Annotated in this window: 19 protein-coding genes and 1 pseudogene; 4 read left to right on the forward strand and 16 right to left on the reverse strand. The window is 72.8% G+C overall.

Going from position 1 to position 22,950, the window contains the following annotated elements; genetic code table 11:
- Positions 1-11 precede the first annotated feature (11 nt).
- Complete coding sequence (locus IE237_RS01790) at positions 12-587, reverse strand: M48 metallopeptidase family protein (protein WP_189799996.1); 576 nt, start codon at positions 585-587, stop codon at positions 12-14.
- Positions 588-807: 220 nt separating this feature from the next.
- Here IE237_RS01790 and IE237_RS01795 point away from each other — a divergent pair, with 220 nt between their 5' ends.
- Positions 808-1,968: a TOMM precursor leader peptide-binding protein gene (locus tag IE237_RS01795; RefSeq protein WP_189799997.1), complete on the forward strand. Its 1,161-nt coding sequence runs from the start codon at positions 808-810 to the stop codon at positions 1,966-1,968.
- A 41-nt stretch (positions 1,969-2,009) separates the two neighbouring features.
- Positions 2,010-3,359, forward strand: a complete 1,350-nt coding sequence (locus IE237_RS01800) for an ABC1 kinase family protein (protein ID WP_189799998.1) — start codon at positions 2,010-2,012, stop codon at positions 3,357-3,359.
- Here IE237_RS01800 and IE237_RS01805 read toward each other — a convergent pair.
- The 6 genes from IE237_RS01805 to IE237_RS01830 form a co-directional block, all read right to left on the reverse strand.
- Positions 3,356-4,024, reverse strand: coding sequence for a class I SAM-dependent methyltransferase (locus tag IE237_RS01805; protein WP_189799999.1), 669 nt, complete (start codon positions 4,022-4,024; stop codon positions 3,356-3,358). The genes IE237_RS01800 and IE237_RS01805 overlap by 4 nt on opposite strands.
- Before the next feature lie 28 nt (positions 4,025-4,052).
- Positions 4,053-4,235: a hypothetical protein gene (locus IE237_RS01810; RefSeq protein WP_189800000.1), complete on the reverse strand. Its 183-nt coding sequence runs from the start codon at positions 4,233-4,235 to the stop codon at positions 4,053-4,055.
- A gap of 122 nt (positions 4,236-4,357) precedes the next feature.
- Positions 4,358-4,681, reverse strand: a complete 324-nt coding sequence (locus IE237_RS01815; RefSeq protein ID WP_189800001.1) for a putative WhiB-interacting protein — start codon at positions 4,679-4,681, stop codon at positions 4,358-4,360.
- Positions 4,678-5,046 (reverse strand): WhiB family transcriptional regulator, encoded by a 369-nt coding sequence (locus IE237_RS01820; RefSeq protein WP_189800002.1) that lies wholly within the window; start codon positions 5,044-5,046, stop codon positions 4,678-4,680. Before IE237_RS01820 ends, IE237_RS01815 begins: the two co-directional genes overlap by 4 nt.
- Positions 5,047-5,216: 170 nt before the next feature.
- Entirely contained in the window at positions 5,217-5,564 is a 348-nt protein-coding gene (locus tag IE237_RS01825; RefSeq protein WP_370468137.1) for a hypothetical protein, read from the reverse strand.
- A 171-nt stretch (positions 5,565-5,735) separates the two neighbouring features.
- The gene (locus IE237_RS01830; RefSeq protein WP_189800003.1) at positions 5,736-7,916 is read right to left on the reverse strand and encodes an ATP-dependent DNA helicase UvrD2; all 2,181 of its coding nucleotides are present in this window, start codon (positions 7,914-7,916) and stop codon (positions 5,736-5,738) included.
- Positions 7,917-8,062: 146 nt separating this feature from the next.
- Here IE237_RS01830 and IE237_RS01835 point away from each other — a divergent pair, with 146 nt between their 5' ends.
- A complete protein-coding gene (locus IE237_RS01835) occupies positions 8,063-8,320 on the forward strand; it encodes a mycoredoxin (protein ID WP_189800004.1) in 258 nt (85 codons plus the stop codon).
- Between the two features lie 94 nt (positions 8,321-8,414).
- Here IE237_RS01835 and IE237_RS01840 read toward each other — a convergent pair whose 3' ends face one another.
- Together IE237_RS01840 and IE237_RS01845 are read right to left on the reverse strand one after the other, a co-directional pair.
- The gene (locus tag IE237_RS01840; RefSeq protein WP_189800005.1) at positions 8,415-9,212 is read right to left on the reverse strand and encodes a hypothetical protein; all 798 of its coding nucleotides are present in this window, start codon (positions 9,210-9,212) and stop codon (positions 8,415-8,417) included.
- Positions 9,213-9,304: 92 nt separating this feature from the next.
- Positions 9,305-10,945 (reverse strand): recombinase family protein, encoded by a 1,641-nt coding sequence (locus IE237_RS01845; RefSeq protein WP_189800006.1) that lies wholly within the window; start codon positions 10,943-10,945, stop codon positions 9,305-9,307.
- 56 nt (positions 10,946-11,001) lie between these two features.
- Here IE237_RS01845 and IE237_RS01850 point away from each other — a divergent pair.
- Positions 11,002-11,088: pseudogene (locus tag IE237_RS01850) on the forward strand (NrdH-redoxin); the annotation flags it as partial.
- 65 nt (positions 11,089-11,153) lie between these two features.
- Here the strand turns inward: IE237_RS01850 and nudC are convergent.
- From nudC to IE237_RS01885, 7 genes are all read right to left on the reverse strand, one after another.
- Positions 11,154-12,101: an NAD(+) diphosphatase gene (gene nudC / locus IE237_RS01855; protein WP_189800007.1), complete on the reverse strand. Its 948-nt coding sequence runs from the start codon at positions 12,099-12,101 to the stop codon at positions 11,154-11,156.
- Between the two features lie 35 nt (positions 12,102-12,136).
- Positions 12,137-13,555: a dipeptidase gene (locus tag IE237_RS01860; protein ID WP_189800008.1), complete on the reverse strand. Its 1,419-nt coding sequence runs from the start codon at positions 13,553-13,555 to the stop codon at positions 12,137-12,139.
- Positions 13,556-13,565: 10 nt separating this feature from the next.
- The gene (locus IE237_RS01865) at positions 13,566-16,979 is read right to left on the reverse strand and encodes an ATP-dependent helicase (protein ID WP_189800009.1); all 3,414 of its coding nucleotides are present in this window, start codon (positions 16,977-16,979) and stop codon (positions 13,566-13,568) included.
- A gap of 60 nt (positions 16,980-17,039) precedes the next feature.
- Entirely contained in the window at positions 17,040-17,846 is an 807-nt protein-coding gene (locus tag IE237_RS01870; RefSeq protein WP_189800010.1) for a hypothetical protein, read from the reverse strand.
- Between the two features lie 91 nt (positions 17,847-17,937).
- Positions 17,938-18,684, reverse strand: a complete 747-nt coding sequence (locus tag IE237_RS01875) for a hypothetical protein (protein WP_189800011.1) — start codon at positions 18,682-18,684, stop codon at positions 17,938-17,940.
- A gap of 137 nt (positions 18,685-18,821) precedes the next feature.
- Positions 18,822-22,235, reverse strand: a complete 3,414-nt coding sequence (locus tag IE237_RS01880; protein ID WP_189800012.1) for an ATP-dependent helicase — start codon at positions 22,233-22,235, stop codon at positions 18,822-18,824.
- 176 nt (positions 22,236-22,411) lie between these two features.
- Entirely contained in the window at positions 22,412-22,837 is a 426-nt protein-coding gene (locus tag IE237_RS01885; protein ID WP_189800013.1) for an MGMT family protein, read from the reverse strand.
- Between the last annotated feature and the right edge of the window lie 113 nt (positions 22,838-22,950).

Below are 22,950 nucleotides of genomic sequence, written 5' to 3' on the forward strand. Positions count from 1 at the left end.
CGGCGGCGCCGTCACTCCTCGCGGGCCGCCGGAAGGTGCGGCAGGCGTTCGGCGGCGACCACGCCCTCCAGGTAGCCGCGCGCCCGCTCGGTGCGGGGGTACGCCTCCAGGAGCTGCCAGAACCGCGGTCCGTGCCCGGGGACGAGCAGATGGGCCAGCTCGTGCAGGAGGACGTAGTCGACGACGTACTCGGGCATGCCCTGGAGCCGGTGGGAGAGGCGGATGCTGCCCTCGGAGGGGGTGCAGGAGCCCCAGCGGGTGTTCTGGTTGGTCACCCAGCGGACCGAGCCGGGGCGGGCCCGGCCCCCGAAATACTGCTCCGAGAGACGCAGGGCCCGCTCGGTGAGCTCACGGTCGCCGAGGATGCTGCGGCTCTCCTGGGCGGCGAGCTTGTCGAGCATGACCCCGACCCAGCGGCGCTCCTCCGCCTCCGACATGCGGGCCGGGATGAGCACGATGGTCCGGTCGCCCTCGCGGTAGGCCGAGACGGTTCTGCTCCGCCGCGCGCTTCTGCGGACCTCGACCGCACTCGTCCCCGCCCCGCGGGGCGGTTCGCTGGTCACGCTGCGCTGTGGGTCGGCGGGCACGGCCCCGACGTTACCCGCTGTCAGCGCGGGAAGTCCCGCCTCCGGAGTGGTTTCGGGAACGATCCGACCCCACCCGGCACCATTTGAATGACTAATCCCCTGGCCTGTGGACAACTTTCGGCGACCGTCACGGCGGCGGGGCATTCTCGACTCGGGGACGACGGAATGCCGTTGTCGATCATGAATGCGATGTCGGCCGAGGACGGACGGGGGCGGGGAAATGCATCCGATGGTGAAACCGGCGCTGCGCCGGGCATGGCGGAGTCTGCGGTGCGTCCAGTTCGGGGTCGCCCCCGCGCACGCGGTGGTGCTCGGCCCGGTCGACCAGGCGACGGGGGCGGTGCTCGGGCTGCTCGACGGCACCCGCGGGACCGCTCTGCTGCGGGCCGAGGCACGGGCGCTCGGGCTTCCGGACGGACGCCTGGAGGCGCTCCTGGGCAGGCTGGAGTCGGCCGGGCTCCTCACCGACGCGGCGACCGGACGGCCGGGGAAGGCGGGGCCGGCCGCCGGCGCGGTGGACGTGGCGCTCGATCCGCTCCGCGCCGACCTGGCCTCCCTCTCCGTGGTCCACCCCGAGCCCGAGCGGGCGGCGCGGACCCTGGCGGCCCGGCGGGCCCTGCGCGTCCAGGTCCGGGGCGCCGGGCGGGTCGGGGCGACGGTGGCGGCGCTGCTCGCGGCGGCGGGCGTCGGCACGGTCGAGGTGCTCGACTCGGGCCGGGTCGAGCCCTGGGAGACGGCCCCCGGCGGCCTTCCGGCCGAGGCCGTCGGCGAGCGCCGGGCGACGGCGGCCCGACGCCTGGTCGGCCGCTGGTCACGGGAGCCCGCCCGTTCCGCCCGCCCGCGAGGACCCGGCGGACCGGGTGAAGGCCGTGCGGAGCCCGGACTGTCACTCGTCGTGGTGACACCGCGGGACGGTCTCGGCGCGTACGTCCCCGATCCGCTCCCCGCCGAGCCGTGGCTCTCCACCGGCACCCCCCATCTGTACGCGGGCGTCCTGGAGGCCACCGGGACGGTCGGGCCGCTCGTGCTCCCCGGCGGCACGGCCTGCGCGCGGTGCCTCCAGGAGGAGCGGACGGACCGGGACCCGGTGACGCCACGCCTCCTCGCCCAGTGGCGCTCCGGCGCCCCGCATCCGCTGCCGGCCTGCGACCTCGGCCTCGCCACGGCGGTGGCCGGGCTGGCCGCCGCGCACGCGCTGGCCTTCCTCGACGGCGACCTTCCGGCGAGCACGGGCACCCGCTGGACGGCGTCGCTGCCGCTTCTGGAGTGGCGGTCGGAGCGGCTGAGACCGCACCCGGCCTGCCCCTGCGGGGCGGCGCGCGGAGGAGAAGGGGAGCGCACCTCGGCGGCCGGGGACACGCACGACACAATGGCGGGGTAACGGCCCTGCGCGGCACGGCAGTCTGGGTTTTGGAGGGGCGTATGTCTGATCTTCCCCGGAAGGCGGTCACCCGGACCGCGAAGTTGGCCGCGTTGCCGCTGGGCTTCGCGGGCCGGGCCACCTGGGGCCTGGGCAAGCGGATCGGCGGCAGATCGGCGGAGCTCGTCGCCCGCGAGCTCCAGCAGCGCACGGCCGAGCAGCTGTTCAAGGTGCTCGGTGAGCTCAAGGGCGGGGCCATGAAGTTCGGGCAGGCACTGTCCGTCTTCGAGTCGGCGCTTCCGGAGGAGGTCGCCGGGCCGTACCGGGCGGCGCTGACGAAGCTTCAGGACGCGGCTCCGCCGATGCCGACGCGCACGGTGCACGCGGTCCTGGAGGAGGGGCTCGGTGCCGAATGGCGGGAGCTGTTCCTGGAGTTCGAGGACAAGCCCGCGGCGGCGGCCTCGATCGGACAGGTGCACCGGGCCGTGTGGCACGACGGCCGCGAGGTCGCGGTGAAGGTGCAGTACCCGGGCGCCGGGGAGGCGTTGCTCTCGGACCTGACGCAGCTGAGCCGCTTCGCCCGGCTGCTCGGTCCGCTCGTCCCGGGCATGGACATCAAGCCGCTGATCGCCGAGATGCGGGACCGGGTCTCCGAGGAGCTGGACTACGCCCTGGAGGCGGAGGCCCAGCAAATCCACGCGGAGGAGTTCGCGGACGATCCCGACGTGGTGGTGCCCGCCGTGGTGCACCGGGCGGAGCAGATCCTCGTGACCGAGTGGATGGACGGGGTCCCGCTCGCGGAGGTGATCGCGGACGGCACCGAGGCCCAGCGGGACCGGGCGGGGCAGCTGCTCGCCCGCTTCCTCTTCTCGGGCCCCGCGCGCACGGGTCTGCTGCACGCCGATCCGCACCCGGGGAACTTCCGGCTGCTGCCCGGCGCCGACGAGGACGAGGGGCCGGAGGGCTGGCGGCTCGGTGTCCTCGACTTCGGCACCGTGGACCGGCTGCCGGGCGGGCTGCCGGAGACGATCGGCACCTGTCTGCGGATGGCCGTCACGGGCGAGGCCGAGACGGTGTACGAGCTGCTGTGCGCGGAGGGCTTCGTCAAGGAGTCCGTCGCGCTCGACCCGGACGCGGTCCTGGAGTACCTGCTGCCGATCATCGAGCCGGCCGAGGTAGAGGCCTTCGCCTTCAGCCGTGGCTGGATGCGCACCCAGGCGGCCCGGATCGCCGACCCGCGCTCCCCCGCCCACCAGCTGGGCAAGCGGTTGAACCTGCCCCCCTCGTACCTGCTGATACACCGGGTGACGCTGAGCACGATCGGGGTGCTGTGCCAGCTGAACGCGACGGTACGGCTGCGGGACGAGCTCGCCGAGTGGCTGCCGGGCTTCGAGGAGCCGGATCCCGCCTAGGCGGTGTGCGGCTTCCGCCAGACGAGGGTGTAGCGCCAGAAGAGGCGGCGGCGGATCCGGGCACCGGGCAGGATCCGCCGGGCGAGGAGCGCGATCTCGGCGAGGCTCTCCTCGGCGTCGCGGGTCGCGGCGGTCATCGCCACGGGCCGGGGCGCCGGGCGGCCCCGGTTCTTCAGCAGGCCGGTGGCGGCATTGAGGGGGACGGAGAGCAGGCCGAGGAGGTGGTCCGCCGGGGTGTCGGGGCGGGACAGGCCGAGGACCACCAGGGTGCCGCCGGGGGCGAGCCGCTCCCGGAAGCGCGTCAGCGCCTCGGCCGGCGGCAGATGGTGCAGGGTCGCGAGGCAGGTGACGGCGGTGTAGGCGCCGTCGTCCCCGGTGTCGGCGAGCGCTTCCTCGACGGCGAAGGCGACCGGGACGGTCGGGGCGGTCAGTTCGCGGGCGCGGGCGACGATCGCCGGGTCGGCGTCCACGGCCCGGACGGCCGTGGCGCGGGTGGCGAGAAGCCTGGCGAGGTCACCGCTGCCGCAGCCGACGTCCAGGGCGCGGTCGAGGCGGCGCGGCAGCCGTCTCAGGATCCACCGGTGGTAATGGGCGTTGTGATCCCAGGGGTGGGCGGCGTTGAACCGTTCGAGTGCGCGCAGGACGCGATCCGTGAGGGCTGCCATCGCGACAGTCGATCACAGGAGGTGCGGCTCACCACCAGGAGGAGTCGAGACGTCCTTCGATGGCCCGGATGTTGGCGCGGGCGCACTCCTCGCAGAAGTACTCCCGCCGGCCGTTCTCGACGGAGCAGGTCCAGGTCACCGGGAGGGGGTCGGCGGTCCTGCCGCAGCGGGCGCAGGAGACGGGCTCCTGGGGGACGCGGGCTTCGTTCACCCTGGTGACGATAACCCGGCGCGGGGCCACGGCGCGGACAACGCACCGCGGGGGCCGGTCCGTTCGGACCGGCCCCCGCGTGGCCCTGTCCGTCGGACAGGGCCGGGGCATCACGGCGATGCTCAGTGCATGACGGCCATGGCGAGCGCGCGGCGGGCGCGCAGCGAGACGCGCTCGGCGCGCCGCTGCATGCGCCGGGCGGCGACCAGGCGCAGGGCCTGGCGTTCCGCGTCGGCCTCGCGCAGCCGCTCGTGCATATGGGCACGGGCCAGGGCTTCTGGGATGAGTTGCATTTCACGGGTCCTGTTCTGACGCGCGGTGTACGCGGCGGCGGGGGAGAAGACTGGGGTCGCGGAGCCTGCGGGCTCACTGGCGGAAGAGGTCATCGGGGCCTGCTTCTGGGGATCGTGCGTGAGGGGACGGTCGATGGTTCCGGTGGCGCTCATGCCGCGACCGGGTTCTTGCGCGGACGGCCACGGGGCCGCTTGCGGGCGACGACCACGCCCTGGACGAAGAGCTCGCCGCCCCAGACGCCCCAGGGCTCGCGGCGCTCCTGGGCGCCGGCCAGGCAGGCCGCCACGAGCGGGCAGGTCTTGCAGAGGGACTTCGCGTACTCGACGTCGGCCGGGGACTCCGCGAAGAAGACCTCGGGGTCGTAGGCGCGACACGGGACGGGGACGCCGAGGTTCTCGATGGCGTCGTCGAGCGCGGTGAGCGTGGTGAGGGGGGTCAAAGCGGGGTCCTCCGTGAGGCCGGGCAGGGGGAGCGAATCGGAAGGCGGTACGGACGGGGCGTGCGCTTCGAGTTGCACGGTGGTCTTTCCTCGTCTGGTCGTTCCGGCCTGTTGGCCGGGGTTTCGGCTGGTACCGGGTGTTCTGCCCGAGGCCCCTTCGCGCCGTCGTCCCCGTTCGGGGACAAACAGAAGGGCCGCGGATCCCGGGTGGGGTTCCGCGGCCCTGAAGGCGCCGGTCTGATCATGGATCAGACTGGATCACTCCAGGGTTCGAGCCCACGGAAGGCCCACATCATGTGGTGGTGCGTCGTCGTCTGCTGCTTGGTTCCGGCACCGGTCGCCGCAAAGTCATAGGCCTTGGCCTTGCCTGCTGCTCCTGCTTCCAGTGCCTTGGTCGGTCGCTCATTGCGCGGAGCCACGGCGGCCACACCGAGACCGGAAAGACCGGTGACGGGCAGGCCGGCGACGGGCAGACCGGTGCCAATGAGCGCCGAGGCGGAGAGGCCGAGCGAGCAGGCGGAGACGACCGAGCGATCGGTCATTTTGGCGGTGCTGACGAAGCTGGCGGTGCGGGTCTGAATGGTGTAGCTGATCACTGGAATCGCCTCCTCTCGGCGTCTCGGAGGGCTCGGGTGCGAGCCGGACCCTCATGTTTATTTGGACAAGTACAGCACGAAGACAGGGCTTCGAAGAAGCGCTGTTTCCGTGGTTAAGAACCTATGGGGCTTGACGGGGCGGGCGCAAACTATTTTTCCCACGAGTTTTCGTCAGACCTCGCTCGCGCCCGTCCCGCCCTCCTCACCTGCGCAGATGGCCAGGACCTCGGCTCCGAAGCGGTCGAGCTTGCGGGCGCCGACGCCGGCGATCGAGGAGAGCTCCCCGTCGGTGGCGGGGACCCGCTCGGCGATCGCCATGAGCGTCTTGTCGGTGAACACGCAATACGCCGGCTGGCCGAGCTCCCTGGCCTGTTCCGACCGCCAGTCCCGGAGCCGCTCGTACAGGGCCTCGTCCATGTCCGAGGGACAGTCCTCGCAGCGCATCAGCTTCATCGCGCCGGCCTCGGTGAGGGTGGCGCCGCAGACCCGGCACAGGACGGGGCCGCGGGGCTTGCGCCGGACGGGGCCGCTCCCCCGCTCGACGGAGCCGGCGAAGCCCCCGGAGCCGGTGGAGCCGAGGGAGCCGGAGCCGGGGCGCAGGCCCTTGAGGAAGCGGCTGGGGCGCCGGCCGGCCCGGCCGCCCGGGGAGCGGGAGAGCGCCCAGGAGAGCATGAGGTGGACCCGGGCCCGGGTGACGCCCACGTACAGCAGGCGCCGCTCCTCCTCGACCTGCTCGTCGGTCTTGGCGTAGGTGATCGGCATCATGCCCTCGGTGAGGCCGACCAGGAAGACGGCGTCCCATTCGAGGCCCTTGGCGGCGTGCAGCGAGGCGAGGGTGACGCCCTGGACGGTCGGGGCGTGCTGGGCGGCGGCCCGCTCGTCGAGCTCGGCGACCAGGTCGGAGAGGGTGGCTCCGGGCTTGGCGCGGGCGAAGTCCTCGGCGAGCCGGACGAGGGCGGCGAGGGACTCCCAGCGGTCGCGGACGGCACCGGATCCCGCGGGCGCCTGGCTGGTCCAGCCCTTGGTGGAGAGGACGGCCCTGACCTGTGCGGGAAGGTCCTCGACGTCGTCGAGGAGCGAGTCGTTGCCCCCGGCGCGGGCGGCGCCGCGCAGGGCGATGCCCGCCTCCCGTACCTCCTGGCGCTCGAAGAAGCGCTCGGCGCCGCGGAGCTGGTAGGGCACTCCGGCGTCGGCGAGGGCCTGCTCGTAGACCTCGGACTGGGCGTTGATCCGGTAGAGGACGGCGATCTCGCCGGCCGGGACGCCGGATGCGATGAGGTCGCGGATGCGGCGGGCGGTGCCCTCGGCCTCGGCGGGCTCGTCGGCGTACTCCGTGTAGACCGGCTCGGGGCCGGGGTCGCGCTGGGAGATCAGCTCCAGGCGGTGCTCGGCGGCCCGGCCCCGGGCCTGGCTGAGCAGCCCGTTCGCCAGATGGACGACCTGGGGGGTGGAGCGGTAGTCGCGGACCAGTTTGACGACCGTGGCGCCCGGGTGCCGGGTGCGGAAGTTCAGCAGGTGGTCGGGGGTGGCGCCGGTGAAGGAGTAGATCGTCTGGCTGGCGTCGCCGACCACGCAGAGGTTGTCGCGGTCGCCGAGCCACAGGTCGAGCAGCCGCTGCTGGAGCGGGGAGACGTCCTGGTACTCGTCGACCACGAAGTGCTGGTACTGGCGGCGGATCTGGTCGGCGATGTCGTGCCGGTCCTGGAGGATGCCGACGGTGAGCAGCAGCACGTCCTCGAAGTCGATCACCGAGCGGTCGCGCTTCAGCTGCTCGTACATGGCATAGATCTGGCCGATCTCGGCCGGGTCGCGCGGGGCCTCTCTGACGGACTTGGCCACGGCGGCCGGGTAGTCGGCGGGGACGGTCTGGGTGACCTTGGCCCACTCGATCTCGCTGGTCACGTCCCTGAGCTCGTTCCGGTCGAGCCGGATCCGGCAGCGGGCCGCGGCCTCGGCGACCACCTGGATCTTCCGCTCCAGGAGCCGGGGCAGCTCGCCACCGACTGCTTTCGGCCAGAAGAACTGGAGCTGGCGGAGGGCCGCGGAGTGGAACGTCCGGGCCTGGACCCCGCCCGCGCCGAGCTGCCGGAGCCGGCCGCGCATCTCGCCCGCGGCCCGGTTGGTGAACGTGACGGCCAGCACACTGGAGGGCTGCAGGATGCCCGCCCGCACTCCGTACGCGATGCGGTGGGTGATGGCCCGCGTCTTGCCCGTGCCGGCTCCCGCGAGGACGCACACCGGCCCGTTCAGGGCAAGGGCGACCTCGCGCTGCTCCGGGTCGAGCCCGTCGAGCACCGCGTCGGCCGTCTCCGGGACCTGCGGGAAGAGAGTGGAGTGCGTTGCTGCTGTCACCCCGCCATGCTGCCAGGTCGGCGGAGCCGGTGCGGCGGCTCGTCCACAGGGGCGAGACGCCGGTCATACGAATTCCGGGAATGGGGCCGCCGGGACGTACGTTCTTCTTCTCGGCACCCGTCCGCGAACAAGAGGAGCGCCTGGTCATGCAGGGCACTGTGACGATGTACAGCACCACGTGGTGCGGCTACTGCCGTCGGCTGAAGAGCCAGATGGACCGCGAGGGCATCGCGTACACGGAGATCAACATCGAGCAGGACCCGGACTCGGCGGCGTTCGTCGAGAAGGCCAACGGCGGCAACCAGACGGTGCCGACCGTACAGGTAGTCCCCTCCAGCGGTGGCTCTGAGGTCGTGATGACGAACCCGAGCCTTGCCCAGGTGAAGCAGGCGCTGGGCGCCTGACCCTCGCGACACGCAACCCCCGACCAGTCTGACGCTGATCGGGGGTTTTGTGCGCCAACAGAAGCTCTCAGCGCGTATTGCCAGAGCCGCAGGTTCAGAGCGTGAGCACAGGCCGCGTGGAGAAGTCCTCGCAAAGGTCTTCGCCGTCCGGGCCATACACGAACTCGACCATGGATGGGTTGCGATTGGCGGTGGCCAGGGGCAGCCATGCAAGCATGTGACCGTAGCCGCCGCACACCGACTCGCCACCGTCTCCGCCGTGGACCGCAGTGGCTTCGCTCGTCAGCTCCGTACGGTAGGTGTCGTAGGCGATGCGTAGGCCGAAGGCGCTCAGTTGGTTCTGCGGGCCTGTGCGGTCCCCGTAGGGGATGCGGTCGAGGGGGCAGTCGTTCCCCCACCGAAACAGGGTTTCTGCCCCAGCTCCACAAGCGTGCTCCCACTCGTCGGGGCTCGGCATCCGCAGGCCACGAGCCGCAAGAACAGCCGGCATGTCAGCAGGCAACTCACTCAGGTTCTCGTCCTCCACAGCCATGAGCACAGTGGCCAAGGCGACGCTCCGGCGGGGGCTGAGCACCTGCGCGAGGTGGGCCCGCAGGTCAGGTCCGTAGCCGAAGCCCTGTTCCAGGCTCTCGGCGTAGTCGGCAGTCTGCTGCGGAGTCGGTTGCCAGCTGTCCAGGTCGAAGCCGAGGGACACCGACCCTCCGGGTATCAGAGCGAATTCCTGCTCGTTCCGCTCGATCCGTACGCGATGCAGCGGGGCACCAAGGTGCTCGGTGGTCTCGATGAGGGTCACCCGGCCGTCCACCAGGCCAGCGGCCTCCTCGGCGACGCGGCGTGCGGTAGGCAGTTCGAAGGACCGCCACTGGTCGAGAGTGAGATCAGCGAGAGGCATGGATCGCAGTGTTGCACGCAGGTCTGACACGGCTCACGACCACCTCCGCCATGGCACAGAAGGCCCCCAGGTCGGGGGCCTTCCTCGGTTGCTCAGCCTGCATCAGGCAGAGAATCGAAGTCCTCCCAGCGGCTGACGATCTCCCACTCCACACCCGTAAGCGGCTTCGGCTTCTCGTACGGCTTTCCGTGCAAGGAGGTCGGCGTGATCGGTGAGAGCACCTGAGAAGACTTCGAGGGCACGTTCCAGTACGTGATGCCCTGCTGCTTGATGTTCTCGATCAGGTCGCCAGGATCGATGGCCAGGACGTCATGTCCGAAGTACGCCTTGACCTTGTGCTTCTTCAGCCACTCGCGCCGTTCGTCGACACTCGACCGCTCCCACCACTCCGCGTAGCCCTCGCCCGTACCCGTCCATACGGTCACCGGCTTCGGCCCCTCCTGGCTGGTGACCTTCTCCCGGTCCTGGGCAAGGCTGGCAACTTGCGAGCCGTACGCGACGGCGCTGATCTCGCCCTGCTGAAGTTCCTTCAGGAGCTGGTTCATCCTGCCGTCGATCACGGCGAGCTTCGCTGCACGACTGTCGTCGATGGTCGTCTTCGACTCCATCCGCTCCAGGTGGCCGATCTCGCCCAACAAGGCCGACTCCAGCCAGGGGTACAAGTCCTCTGCCCAGAACCTCTGCTTCGGGCACGCCGGGATGCCCTTGGTCTTGTTGCCATGACAGCGGTATCGCTCACGCTTGCCCTTGGCCGGGTCGCCCTTCACGAAGTAGAGAGAGCTGCCGCACAGCATGCAGAACGTCACGCCCACCGTCGGCGACGTAGAGCCCTTCTGCTTCTTGTACTTGACCGAGGCGACGGCTTCCGACAGCTTCGCCCACTCCTCCTCGTTCAGCACTGGCTCAGAGCGCATGATGGGGGTGCCGTCATCGTTGCGCGCTACGGCTCCACTGGCACGTGCGTACTCCCCGAGGAGCGAGCGGCTGACCAGTACGGCTTGCACTGTGGTCGGCGTCCACCTGGCTCCCCGAGGCTTCGGGTCCGCCAGTCGAGTCGTGCTCTCGCCTGCCGCCGCGCGGATACGGGCGATGTCCTGAGCCGTGGGTACGCCTTGCTCGTTCAGCCAGTTGGCGACGGCCGAGAAGCTCGGCTTCTCGATGAAGCGTCGGATCATCTCGATCAGCGTCGGGCCGTACTCGGGGTCGAGTTCCAGGGTGAAGCCTGCGTCGCCCTTCACCGCTCTGCGTCCGAACGGGACAAGGCCACCCGGCCAGCGGCCGGTCTTCCGCATGGTCTCGCGGGAAGCCTTGTTGCGGGCCTTGATGGCGTCCAGCTCGGCCTCTGCGACCACGGCCAGGATCTTGGCGATGGTCTTGCCCCACGGCTTCGAGAGGTCGAATCCCTCCTCGCAGGAGATGAGGCCCTTACCGTTCGCCTCGCACCACTCGATGATGTCCGAGAGGTGGCGGACCGACCGCGCGATACGGTCGATCTTCAGGATGATGATGTGGTCGAACTGGTCCTTCTTGTTGTTGAGCCAATCCCCCAGGGACGGGCGCACCCACGGCGAGATGGACGCCGACACGTCGATGTCGACGGCGAAGTCGATCAGATCCATTTCCTCCGCGTCCGCCCGCTTGCTGATGCGGGTCCGCTGCGTTTCCTCGCCAGTCTGATTCTCGTTGCCTACAGACAGACGGACCACACCAAGCGCCCTGGGCTTGTCGCTCACCCTTGCCCCTCCCCGTGACATGGGCGGCCTCCCCTGGCTGTCAAGAGAGAAGTCTACAGACCGTGCCGACCGTCCTCTTCCCGGACGGTTCCACCCTGACGAACCCGAGCCTCGCGCAGGTCAAGCAGAAGATCAGCGTCTGAGACGCGCGGCGGCACGACGAAGCCCCCGGCCGGACGGCCGGGGGCTTCGTCGTGCGTGAGGACGGTCAGACCACGTCGCCCGGCTTGGGGAGCGGCTTGCCGTACCAGCGCTCGATCAGGCGCGAGGCGATCGAGATGCCGTACGGCGGCAGCACCTCGCCGGACTCGAAGCCGGCCGCCAGGTCCTCGCGGGAGAACCAGCGGGCCTCGTGGATCTCCTCGCCGTCCACGTGTATCTCGGAGGACGTGGCCCGGGCGAAGAAGCCCAGCATCAGGCTGGACGGGAAGGGCCAGGGCTGGCTGGCGATGTACTCGACCTCGCCGACCGTGACGCCGGCCTCCTCGAAGACCTCGCGGGCCACCGACGCCTCGATGGACTCGCCCGGCTCCACGAAGCCGGCGAGGGTCGAGAAGCGGCCCTCCGGCCAGTGCACCTGGCGGCCGAGCAGCGCCCGGTCCTGCTCGTCGGTGACCAGCATGATCACCGCGGGGTCGGTGCGCGGGTAGTGCTCGGCGCCGCAGGCCTGGCAGCGGCGGATGTGACCGGCGGCCGCGATGACCGTGCGCTCGCCGCAGCGCGAGCAGAAGCGGTGGAGGCGCTGCCAGTTCTCCAGGGCCACCGCGTGCACCATGAGGGCCGCGTCGCGGTCGGAGAGCAGCAGACCGGCCTCGCGCAGGCCGGCCGGGCGCGCGGACTGGTCCATGCGGCCGGGCAGGGAGTCCTTCTGGAGCGCGAAGTAGGAGACGCCGTCGCCGTCCGTGCCGAGGAAGTAGCGGTGGGTCTCGGTGACGGGGGCCTCGAAGGCCGGGGTCATCACGAGCTCCGTGGTGCCGTCGGCGCGGTCGTCGATCAGCACCTGCCCCCCGGAGACCACGAAGACCCGGGTCGTGGGGTGGCTCCAGGCCGCGGCCAGCCACGCCTCGTCGAGGCGGTGGTGGGCGGCGCGGTCGATGCCGCTCGGGGCGGTGAGCGAGATCGGGCGGTCCGCTGACGCGTTCTTCAAGGTGCTCACAGGTGCTTCCAACTCCCCCGGATCGGTGTGTGGGTTCAGCGCGCGGCGGCGGCGAGGGCGGCGGGCAGGTCGCCCCACAGGTGCGCGGTCGTCTCGACGCCCTTCATGAGGAGATCGAGTTCGATCTTCTCGTTGGGGGCGTGCCAGCCGTCGGACGGGACGGAGATGCCGAGGAACAGGACGGGTGCGTCCAGGACGTCCTGGAGGTCGGCGGCCGGTCCGGAGCCGCCCTCGCGGGTGTAGCGGACCTTGGCGCCGTCGAAGGCCCGGCTCATGGCCCCGGCCACCGCCTTGAGGGCGGGGTGGTCGAGGGGGGTGAGGCAGGGGCGGGTCGGGGCGCCGAAGACGATCTCGTACCGGATGCCGGCGGGGACGAGGCCGGCGAGCCAGTCCCGCACCGCGAGCTCGATCTTGGCCGGGTCCTGGCCCGCGACGAGCCGGAACGACAGCTTGAGCTGGGCCGAGGCGGGGACGATCGTCTTGCCGCCGGGGCCCTGGTAGCCGCCGCCGATGCCGTTGACCTCGGCGGTGGGCCGGGCCCAGACGCGCTCCAGGGTCGTGAAGCCGGCCTCGCCGAGGGTGCCGTGGGACTTCGCCGTCCGCAGCCAGGCCGCCTCGTCGAAGGGCAGCTCGGCGACGAGGGCCCGCTCGGCGTCGGTGAGTTCCGTCACCCCGTCGTAGAAGCCGGGGATCGCGACGTGCTCGTGCTCGTCGTGGAGGGCGGCGACGATCCGGCCGGCGACGGTGGCCGGGTTCGGCACGGCGCCGCCGAAGGAGCCGGAGTGGATGTCCTGGTCGGGGCCGTACAGCTCGATCTCGCAGTCGGCGACCCCGCGCATGCCGGTGCACACGGTGGGGGTGGTCTCGGACCACATGCCGGTGTCGGAGACGATCACGGCGTCGGCGGCGAGCCGCTCGGCGTGCTCCTCGACCAGTGCGCGGAAGTGCGGGGAGCCGGACTCCTCCTCGCCCTCGACGAGGAGCTTGAGGTTGACGGCGGGCGCGGTGCGGCCGGTGGCGGCGAGGTGGGCGCGGACGCCGAGGGTGTGGAAGAACACCTGCCCCTTGTCGTCGGCGGCCCCGCGCGCGTACATCCGGCCGTCGACCACCGTCGGCTCGAACGGGTCCGTGTGCCAGCCGTCCTCGCGGGCCGCCGGCTGCACGTCGTGGTGACCGTAGACGAGGACGGTCGGGGCGTCCGGGTCCCCGGAGGGCCACTCGGCGAAGACGGCGGGGGCGCCGTCGGTCTCCCAGACCTCGACCGTGGTGAAGCCGGTCCCGGTGAGCTTGGCGGCGAGCCACTCGGCACTGCGCCGTACGTCCCCGGCCCGGTCCGGCTGGGCCGAGACGGAGGGGATGCGCAGCCACTCGGCCAGGTCGCCGAGGAAGGCGGCACGGTGCTGCTCGATGTACGTGCGTACGGTGTGGACGGCGCTGTCCGGGGTCTCGCTCATGCCCCCGAGCCTATCCGGCGTCCGGGGGTGCCCCGCCCAGCAGGAGGGCCTCGAGCTCGGCCCGGCCGGGCAGGCGTGCGGGACGGGCGACCTCACCCGTTCGGACGTACACGAAGGCGGCGTCCACCTCCTCCGGCGCGAGGCCGTGCTGCTCGGCCCAGGCGAGCCGGTAGAGCGCGAGCTGCAGCGGATCCGCGGAGCGGTCCCGGCTGGTCTTCCAGTCCACGATCTCGTACGCGCCGGACTCCGGGTCCCGGTAGACGGCGTCGATCCTGCCCCGGACGACCCGGCCCGCGAGGGAGAGGTGCACGGGGACCTCGACGCGGTACGGGGTGCGGTGGGCGTACGGGGTGCGGGCGAAGGCCTCCTTGAGCTCGTCGAGGTCCCGCTCGTCGAGGATCTCGGGTTCGCCCGCGAAGTCCTCGCCGCCGGGCAGCTCCTCCGGGCCGAGGAACGGCAGCGGGAGCTCCTCGAATCGGGACTCCACCCACGCGTGGAACCGGGTGCCCCGGCGGGCCGCGGGCTGCGGCGCCTTGGGCATGGGCCGGGCCAGTTCCTGGGCGAAGCCGTCGGGGTCGGCGGCGAGACGCAGGACCTGGGAGGCGGAGAGGTACGCGGGCAGCAGGACGTCCCGGGTCGTCGCGCGGGCGCGACGGAGCTCGGCGGTGAGGGCGGTGAGGTCGCGGTCCCAGGAGGCGATGGTCCGGGTGTCCTCGGGGGTGAGTTCCCCGTACGGCTCCGAGGGCGGGGCCTCGGGCTCCCTCGGTGCGGGTACCGCGTCCGCGTGGGTGTCCTCGGGGAGGGTCTCCTCGTCCTCGTCCCAGACGGGCTCCTCCTCGTCGGGCCAGAGGCTCCCGGGGTCGGGATCCGGGAGGTCGGGCGCCGTGCCGGTGGGGTGGTGCCCACCCGTTCCGCCCTGCGGAGCGTAGGCCCGCAACCGGGCCGTCACGGCTTCCGCCGCAGCCCTGCGCCTCGTCAACGCCTCGCCGTCCAGCGGGAGCGGCCAGGCCCGGTCCGCGTCACCGTCCCGCAGGGAGGGGTTCTCCGCGTCCTGTTCCGGTTCGTCCGCCCAGGCCTCGATGTCGCCGTGGCCCGCCGCGCAGTGCTCGTACAGCGCCCGGAGGAAGTCGGAGGGGCCGCGGGGCTTCTTCTGGGCCGGGCCCCACCAGTGGGCGGAGCCGAGGAGCAGGGAGCGGGGGCGGGTGAAGGTGACGTAGCCGAGGCGGAGCTCCTCGGTGTGCTGGTGGTCCCGCATCGCGTTCTTGAAGGACGTGAGGGACTTGGCGTCCCAGGTGTCGATCCCGGGCAGGGTGGCCGCGTCGCCGCGCAGGGCGTGCGGGAGCACCTGGGGCTGCGAGGTCCACGACTCGCGGGCGCGGGCGCTCGGGAACTGGCCGGTGACCAGGCCGGGGACGGCGACGACGTCCCATTCGAGGCCCTTGGACTTGTGGGCGGTGAGGACCTTCACGGTGTTCTCGCCGCCCGGCAGGGCGCTGTCGAGGCCCTTCTCGAACTGGACGGCCGTGCGCAGGAAGCCGAGGAAGGCGAGGAGGCTGGCCTCGCCGTCGAGGGAGGCGAAGCCGGCGGCGATGTCGAGGAAGTGGCCGAGGGTCTCGCGGCGGCGGGCCGCGAGGGCGTGCGGGGAGGCGGAGAGCTCGACCTCCAGGCCGGTCGCGCCGAGGACCCGGTGCAGGACGTCCATGAGGGGGTCGGCGAGCGAGCCGCGCAGGGCGCGCAGCTCGGTGGCGAGGCGTGCGAAGCGGACCCGGGCCTCGGCGGAGAAGGCCAGGCCGTCGTCGGCGCCGCCGGAGTCGAGGAAGGTGTCGAGCGCGTCGGCGAGGGAGACGACCTCGGCGGGGTCGACGCCCTCGACGGCGGCGGCGAGCCGCTGGTCGGGGTCGGCCTCCTCGCCGCCGCGGTGGACCAGCAGGCGGGCGCGCCGGCCCAGGAGGGCGAGGTCGCGGGCGCCGATGCGCCAGCGGGGGCCGGTGAGGAGGCGGACCAGGGGGGCGTTCGCCCCCGGGTCCTGGAGCACCTCGCAGACGGCGACGAGGTCGGCGATCTCGGGCAGGTGGAGGAGGCCGGAGAGGCCGACGACCTCGACGGGCACGTCGCGCGCCACGAGGGCGGCGTGGATGGCGGGGAAGTCGGTGGCGGTGCGGCACAGGACGGCGATCTCGCCGGGCTCGCGGCCGGTCCGTACGAGGTGGGCGAGGGAGTCGGCGAGCCAGTCGATCTCCTCGGCGTGGGTGGGGAGGAGCGCGATCCGTACGGTGCCTTCGGCCTCGGCGCCGGGTGCGGGGCGCAGCGCCTCCACGCCCGCGTGCATGGCTCGGAGGGGGGCGGCGAGCCCGTTGGCGAGGTCCAGGAGGCGGCCGCCGCTGCGCCGGTTCTCGGAGAGGGAGTAGCGGCTCGCGGGGCTGCCGTCCCGGTGCGGGAAGTGCTCGGGGAAGTCGTCCAGGTTCGCGACGGAGGCGCCGCGCCAGCCGTAGATGGCCTGGCAGGGGTCGCCGACGGCGGTCACCGCGTGTCCGGTGCTCCGGCCGGAGGGGCCCTGGCCGAAGAGTCCGGAGAGCAGCAGCCGCTGGGCGACGGAGGTGTCCTGGTACTCGTCGAGGAGGACGACCCGGAACTCCTCGCGCAGGATCGCGCCGACCTCGGGCCGGGTGGTGGCGAGCTCGGCGGAGCGGGCGATCTGGTCGCCGAAGTCGAGCAGGTCGCGGGAGCGCTTGGCGGCGCGGTAGCGGACGACGAGGTCGAGGAGCTCGCGGCGGGCGGCGGAGGCCTCGGGGATCTTGCGCAGCTCGGCGTTGCTGAGCCGGGCTCCGGCGAGGGTGTCGAGGAGCTCGGCGTCGTACGCGAGGAGCCGCTCGGGCGGCACGAGGTGCTCGGCGAGCTCGGCGTCGAGGGCGAGCAGGTCGGTGATGAGGGTCGCGAAGGACCGGGTGAGCGCGGGGTACGGGCCGGGGGCCTCGCGCAGCACGCGCGCGGCGAGCTGGTAGCGGGTGGCGTCGGCGAGGAGGCGGGAGGTGGGCTCCAGGCCGATGCGCAGGCCGTGGTCGGTCAGGAGCTGACCCGCGAAGGCGTGGTACGTGGAGATCCGGGGCTCGCCCGGGGGGTTGTCCGGGTCGATGACGTCGGGGTCGGTGACGCCCGCGCGGACGAGGGCGGTGCGGACGCGCTCGGCGAGCTCGCCGGCCGCCTTGTTGGTGAAGGTGAGACCGAGGACCTGCTCGGGGGCGACCTGGCCCGTGCCGACCAGCCAGACCACCCGGGCGGCCATCACCGTCGTCTTGCCGGAGCCGGCTCCGGCCACGACGACCTGCGGGGCGAGCGGCGCGGTGATGCAGGCCGTCTGCTCCGGGGTGAACGGGATGCCGAGGAGCTCCTTGAGCTGCTCGGGGTCGGTGAGATGCGCGGTCACCTCAAAGAGGCTAACGGGGCCGACCGACACTCCGGCCCCGTACGGATGTGACCTGCGACGTCACGCGGGCGTGCCGCTGTCCAGCTTCGAGAGGTCCACGGTCTCGTCGGCCGGCGGGACCTTCACCACGACCGGCTTGTCGTAGTCGGAGAACACCATCGCGCCGGGCTCCTCGCCGCCCGCCTTGACCAGCTTCAGGATGTACGGCTTGCCGCGCTCGGAGACGGACACGGTCGTCGTCTCGCCGCCGGCCTTCTTCTTCACCAGGGTCGCGACGGGCGTCCCCGCGACCTCGCCGTCCGGCCCCCGGACCAGTCCGCTGCGCTGCTCCTTGTCCTTGTCCAGGTCGGCGAGGAGCGCCTTCAGGTCGCAGACGCCGCCGAGGTCCTCACTGCCCGCCTGCCCCGGGGCGATCTTCAGCCAGCGGCCCTTGATCAGTTCGAGGGTGGCCGTGATCTGCGGCTCCGGCAGGCCCTGGGAGGCCATCGAGGCCCGCCAGAACGCCTCGTCGCCCTTGATGTAGGTGACGTGGTCGACGCGCCGCAGCTCCGAGGTGCCGCCCTTGATCTTCATCAGGCCGGTGCATTCGTCGTGGTCGTTGACGGCGAAGTCGATGTCGAGGGGCTGCCCGTCGCTGACGACCCGGCCGGTCATGCGCAGGGACGTCGCCGACCGGGTGGCGGTCACGGCCCGCTCGGCGATCTCGTCGGCGGTGAGGTCCGCGAACGGGTCCGGGGAGGGGGCGACGGACACCTCGGGGGCCGCGGGGGCCGCCGCCGCGGCGGCCGTCGTCACGGGTCCCGCGACGACGAGGGCGGCGCAGACGACGGCCGCGGCACGGAGCTTGCGGTGGGGGTGGGACGCCATGCGAGCCTCCTCGCGGTTTCCCCGAGGCTCCCACCAGGGTCACCCCGTGCGCGCGTGCCCGCGACTTCTGGGCCTCACGGCCCGGGGTGGGTCAGGAAGCGCCCTTCATCAGCTCTTCCATGTCCACGACCTCGGAGGCCGGCGGGGCGGTGACCGTGACCGCCTTGCCGAAGTCGCTCAGGGTGACCGTGCCCGGGTCGTCGCCGCCGGTCGTCACGACGCGGAGGATGTAGGGCTTGGCGGAGTCCTTGGCCACGTAGAAGGTCGTGGTCTCGCTCTTCTCCTTCTTGCTGAGGACGGCGGTGGGCGTGCCGTCGACGTCGGCGTCGGCCTCGCGGGTCAGGCCCTTGGTCGGGGTGTCCTCCTCCATGTCCTTGACGATCTTCTTCAGGTCGCAGAAGTTGTCCTCGTCCTCGCCGGCGCCGGCGGGCATCTTCATCCAGCGGCCCTTGACCGCCTTGGCCATCTCGTCGGAGCCGCCCTCCTCGCCGGTGCCGGACGACCAGAAGGCGTCGTCGCCCTTCATGTAGCTGGTGCCGCCGGTGGCGAGCATCTCGGCCTTGCCGCCCTTGGGGGTCGTCATGGTGCCCTGGCAGTTGCCCTTGTCGTCGACGGCGAAGTCGACGGTCGTCTCCTCGCCGTCGGCCTTGCCCACGCCGTTCATGCGGAAGGCGGTGGCCGCCTTCGTCGTGTCGATGGACTTCTTGGCGATGGCGTCGGCGGTGAGTCCCGCGAAGGGGTCGGCCGCCTTGTCGTCGCCCTGGGAACAGCCCGTGACACCCGCGACCACGGCCGCACAGACCGTCGCCGCCGCCCAGAGCTTCCGGTTGGCCCTCATGCGCGTACTCCTCACAGCGTTCTTCACAGCTTCTCTTCACCGCGCCTTGAGACAGGCGCGCAAAGAGTGACCTGTGAGACCGGGCGAGGGATGCACGGAAGGTGACGTGACCCGGCCCACACGACCGCGGGGCGGGCTCAGTCGACGACCTGGCGGCCCTCCGGGCGGGCGCTGCACGAGGCCCGGAAGGCGCAGGTCGTGCAGTGCTGGCCGGTGCTCGGGGTGAACCGCTCGTCGAGGACCCGGCCCGCCGCGTCGGCGAGCAGCTCGCCGACCCACTCCCCGGTCAGGGGCTGCTGCGCCTGGACCTTGGGAAGGGCGTCTCCGCCCTCCTTCTTCGGGGCGGCCTGCCGCAGCTGGACGAGTTCCGCGCCGCCCGGCTCCGGACGGTCGCCGCCGAAGACCTCGTCGAGGGCGCCCTCCCGCACCGCGAGCTGGTAGACGGCGAGCTGCGGGTGGTGGGCGACCTCGTCCTTGGTGGGGGCCGACTTCCCGGTCTTGAAGTCGACGACGTAGGCGCGCCCGTGCCCGTCGGTCTCGACCCGGTCCATGGAGCCCCGGATGCGGACCTCGTACTCCCCCGCCTCCAGGGTCACGTCGAAGCCGTGCTCGGAGGCGGCGGGGGCACGGCCGCCGCGGTCCATGACGTGCCAGCTCAGGAAGCGTTCGAGGGCCACGCGCGCGTGCTGCTTCTCCTGCGCCGACTTCCAGGGCGCGTCGAAGGCGAGGGCGTCCCAGACGGAGTCCAGCCGGGCCATGAGGACGTCGAGGTCGGCCGGGGTGCGCCCGGAGGCGACCTCGTCGGCGAGGACGTGGACGACGTTCCCGAAACCCTGGGCTGCGGTGGCGGGGGCCGCCGCCTTGACCTCGCGGCCCAGGAACCACTGGAGGGAACAGGTGCCGACCAGGTTCTCCAGGGAGCTCGGCGACAGCGCCACCGGCCGGTCGCGGTCGCGCAGCGGCTCCGCGCTGCGCGTGGGCTCGAACAGGCCCCACCAGCGGTCCGGGTGCGCGGCCGGGACCAGCGGCTGGCCCTCGTCGTCGGTGAGCGCGGCCAGCCGGGCGAGCCGGTCGGCGGCCGCCTCGCGGAGCTCGGGGGAGGCCTCCGGGTCGACGGTGGTGGCGCGGAGCTCGGCGACCAGGGCGGCGACGGCGAGGGGGCGGCGGGGGCGGCCCGGGACGTCCTTCGGCTCGGCGCCGAGCTCGGTGAGGAACCGGGACGGCTGGTCCCCGTCCTCGGCGGCGGCCTTCACGGCGGTGACCACGAGCCGGTCGCGGGCGCGGGTGGCGGCGACGTAGAAGAGCCGGCGCTCCTCGGCGAGGAGGGCGCCGGGGGTGAGGGGTTCGGCGAGGCCGTCGCGGCCGATGCGGTCGGCCTCCAGGAGGGAGCCCCGGCGGCGGAGGTCGGGCCAGAGGCCCTCCTGCATGCCGGCGACGACGACGAAGCTCCACTCCAGGCCCTTGGAGCGGTGGGCGGTCATCAGGCGGACGGCGTCGGGGCGGGTGTGCCGGCGGGTGAGGGTGTCGGCGGCGATGTCCTGGGCGTCGAGCTCTTCGAGGAAGTTGAGGACGCCCCGGCCGCCGACGCGCTCCTCGGCGCGGGCGGCGGTCTCGAAGAGGGCGCAGACGGCGTCGAGGTCGCGGTCGGCGTTGCGTCCGGCGGGGCCGCCGCGCAGGGCGGCGCGCTCCAGCCGGCCGGGCCAGGGGGTGCCCTTCCAGAGCACCCAGAGGGCTTCCTCGGCGGTGCCGCCGGCGGCGAGCAGGGTGCGGGTCTCGCGGAGCAGGGCGCCGAGGCGCTGGGCCCCGCGCGCGTAGGCGGGGTCGTGCACGACGAGGCGCTCGGGTTCGGCGAGGGCGCGGGCGAGGAGGACGTCGGAGGGGGGCGGGAGCTTGTTGCCGGCGGCGCGTTCCTCGTCCCTCAGGGCGCGGCCGAGCCTCCGGAGATCGGCCGGGTCCACTCCCGCGAGTGGCGAGGCGAGCAGCTCCAGGGCGGTTTCCACGGGCAGCCAGCCTGTGGTGCCGTCCGGCTCCGCGGCGACGGGCTCCGTGTCGGGCCCGGGCTCGGCGGGCGTGGCGTCAGGATCGGGTGCGGCGCCGTGGGTGGTCGTGCCCATCTGTTCCGCCCCGGGGGCACCTCCCGGACGAAGTCCGGGGGAGGACAGCGTGCCCGCGACGCCCGCCACCGCCCTCAGCGCCAGCAGGAGCGGAGTCACCGCCGGCTCGTGGCGCAGGGGGGTGTCCGCCGCGTCCGTCTCGACCGGGACTCCGGCCGAGGTGAGGGCGCGGCGGAGGGACGGCAGGGAGGCGGCGGCGCGGGTGAGGACGGCCATGTCCTGCCAGGGCACGCCGTCCTCCAGGTGGGCGCGGCGCAGCAGGTCGGCGATGTTCTCGGCCTCGGCCGAGGCCGTGGGGTACGTGTAGGCCTCGGCCCGGCCCCCGTCCCGCGTGGGAGCGAGTTCGCGGTGGGCGCGGACCTTGTCGGCGGGGAGCCGGGGCATCGGCATCCGCTGGGCGAGCAGCCGGGTGGCCCCGAGCAGCGCGGCGCCGGAGCGGCGCGAGGTGCGCAGGACGCGGACGCCCGCGCCGCCGAAGGTGGCCGGGAAGTCGAGGATGCCGTTCACGTCGGCGCCGCGGAAGGCGTAGATGGACTGGTCGGGGTCGCCGAAGGCGACGACGGTGCTCCGGCCGCCGCCCGCGAGCGCGTGCAGGAGCCGGACCTGTGCCGGGTCGGTGTCCTGGTACTCGTCGACGTAGATCGCGTCGTACGCGGGCAGGCGGGCGTCGCGGGCGAGCGGTACGGCCCGGTGGACGAGCTCCGCGTAGTCGAGGACGCCCTGGAGGTCGAGGACGTCGAGGTACTCGGCGAGGAAGCCGGCCGCCGCCTTCCAGTCCGGGCGGCCGACCCGGTCCGCGAAGCGGGCGAGCGCGTCCGGCCCGAGGCCCAGTTCGCGGGAGCGGGCGAGGACGGCCCGTACCTCGTCGGCGAAGCCCCGGGTGGTGAGGCAGGCGCGGAGTTCGTCGGGCCAGCGGACGCGGCCGAGGCCCGTCTTCTCCAGGTCGATCTGGCCGGCGAGCAGTTCACGGACGGCGAGGTCCTGCTCGGGTCCGGAGAGCAGCCGGAGCGGTTCGGCGAAGAGCTCGGCGTCCTGGTGGGCGCGGATCAGGGCGTAGCAGTACGAGTGGAAGGTCGTCGCCTGCGGCGGTCGGCGGCCGCCGAGCCGGGTGGCCATGCGGTCGCGGAGTTCGACGGCGGCCTTGCGGCTGAAGGTGAGGACGAGGAGGCGTTCGGGGTCGGCGCCGTTCTCCATGCGGGCGGCGACCGCCTCGACCAGCGTGGTCGTCTTGCCGGTGCCGGGTCCGGCGAGGACGAGGAGAGGTCCGCCGGTGTGGTCAACCACTTCCCGCTGCACTGCGTCCAGCTGAGGGGGATCCAGCGGGGCCGGCGTGGTGCGCACCAGTCGGTACGCGCCCGGGGTCCGCTGCCGTCCCGGACCCGGGTACGGCTGTCCCTGGTGCGGCGGCGTACGCCGGGTGGTGGAGGAGGAGCTCACGTGGATCGCCGGTCCTGGTGGGTGTGGTGGTGCGGGTGAGGCGGCCGTGTGCCGTGGCCGCCGCCTCGGGAGACGCGAACGTCGACGTTACGCGAAGCGGACCGCCGACGAGCCGTACTCCGTACCGCGTCCACCCCCGCGGGCCCGTCCCGGCCGGGCGGACCGGGGCGGCGCCCTCAGGTGTGAGTTCCGGCACCCCGGCCGGCGCCCCCGGCGCCTCCGCCGGTCCCCGGCTCGTCCCCCGTGCCGCCGTCCCAGCGGGCCCGCCGCATGTCGATCCTGGGCACGTGCCCCTCGGTCGCCGGGCCCGCCGCACGCAGCGGAGTGCCCTCCTCGCGGTAGTGCCCGAGGGCGCGCAGCTCGTGGCCGGGCAGGAGCGTGCCGTCGGCCCGGACCACCCGCCACCACGGGGCCGCCCCGCCGTACAGGGCCATGACGCGGCCGACCTGACGCGGTCCGCCCTCGCCCAGCCACTCGGCCACGTCGCCGTAGGTCATCACGCGGCCGGGAGGGATCGCGTCGGCGACGTCGAGCACCCGTTCCGCGTACTCGGGCAGTTCTCCGGTCTCCCCCACGGGCTCCTCCATGCTCATCCGACCCATCCTGCCTCACCGCACCGACATGGCCCTGATGCCTCCGCACGGCAGCTCTTCGTGCCACCATCGTCCGGGCGGTGACTGGTGATACGAGATCAAGAGCGACAAGTACAAGAACA

The organism is Streptomyces tanashiensis, assembly GCF_014648895.1.
Taxonomy (GTDB): domain Bacteria; phylum Actinomycetota; class Actinomycetes; order Streptomycetales; family Streptomycetaceae; genus Streptomyces; species Streptomyces tanashiensis.

Excerpts from the sequence above, each read along its gene's own strand:
- IE237_RS01795 (WP_189799997.1), top strand. The coding sequence starts at position 808 with ATGCATCCGATGGTGAAACCGGCGCTGCGCCGGGCATGGCGGAGTCTG.
- IE237_RS01800 (WP_189799998.1), top strand. The coding sequence starts at position 2,010 with ATGTCTGATCTTCCCCGGAAGGCGGTCACCCGGACCGCGAAGTTGGCC.
- IE237_RS01805 (WP_189799999.1), bottom strand. The coding sequence starts at position 4,024 with ATGGCAGCCCTCACGGATCGCGTCCTGCGCGCACTCGAACGGTTCAAC.
- IE237_RS01815 (WP_189800001.1), bottom strand. The coding sequence starts at position 4,681 with ATGAGCGCCACCGGAACCATCGACCGTCCCCTCACGCACGATCCCCAG.
- IE237_RS01835 (WP_189800004.1), top strand. The coding sequence starts at position 8,063 with ATGCAGGGCACTGTGACGATGTACAGCACCACGTGGTGCGGCTACTGC.
- IE237_RS01840 (WP_189800005.1), bottom strand. The coding sequence starts at position 9,212 with ATGCCTCTCGCTGATCTCACTCTCGACCAGTGGCGGTCCTTCGAACTG.
- IE237_RS01860 (WP_189800008.1), bottom strand. The coding sequence starts at position 13,555 with ATGAGCGAGACCCCGGACAGCGCCGTCCACACCGTACGCACGTACATC.
- IE237_RS01870 (WP_189800010.1), bottom strand. The coding sequence starts at position 17,846 with ATGGCGTCCCACCCCCACCGCAAGCTCCGTGCCGCGGCCGTCGTCTGC.
- IE237_RS01875 (WP_189800011.1), bottom strand. The coding sequence starts at position 18,684 with ATGAGGGCCAACCGGAAGCTCTGGGCGGCGGCGACGGTCTGTGCGGCC.
- IE237_RS01885 (WP_189800013.1), bottom strand. The coding sequence starts at position 22,837 with ATGGGTCGGATGAGCATGGAGGAGCCCGTGGGGGAGACCGGAGAACTG.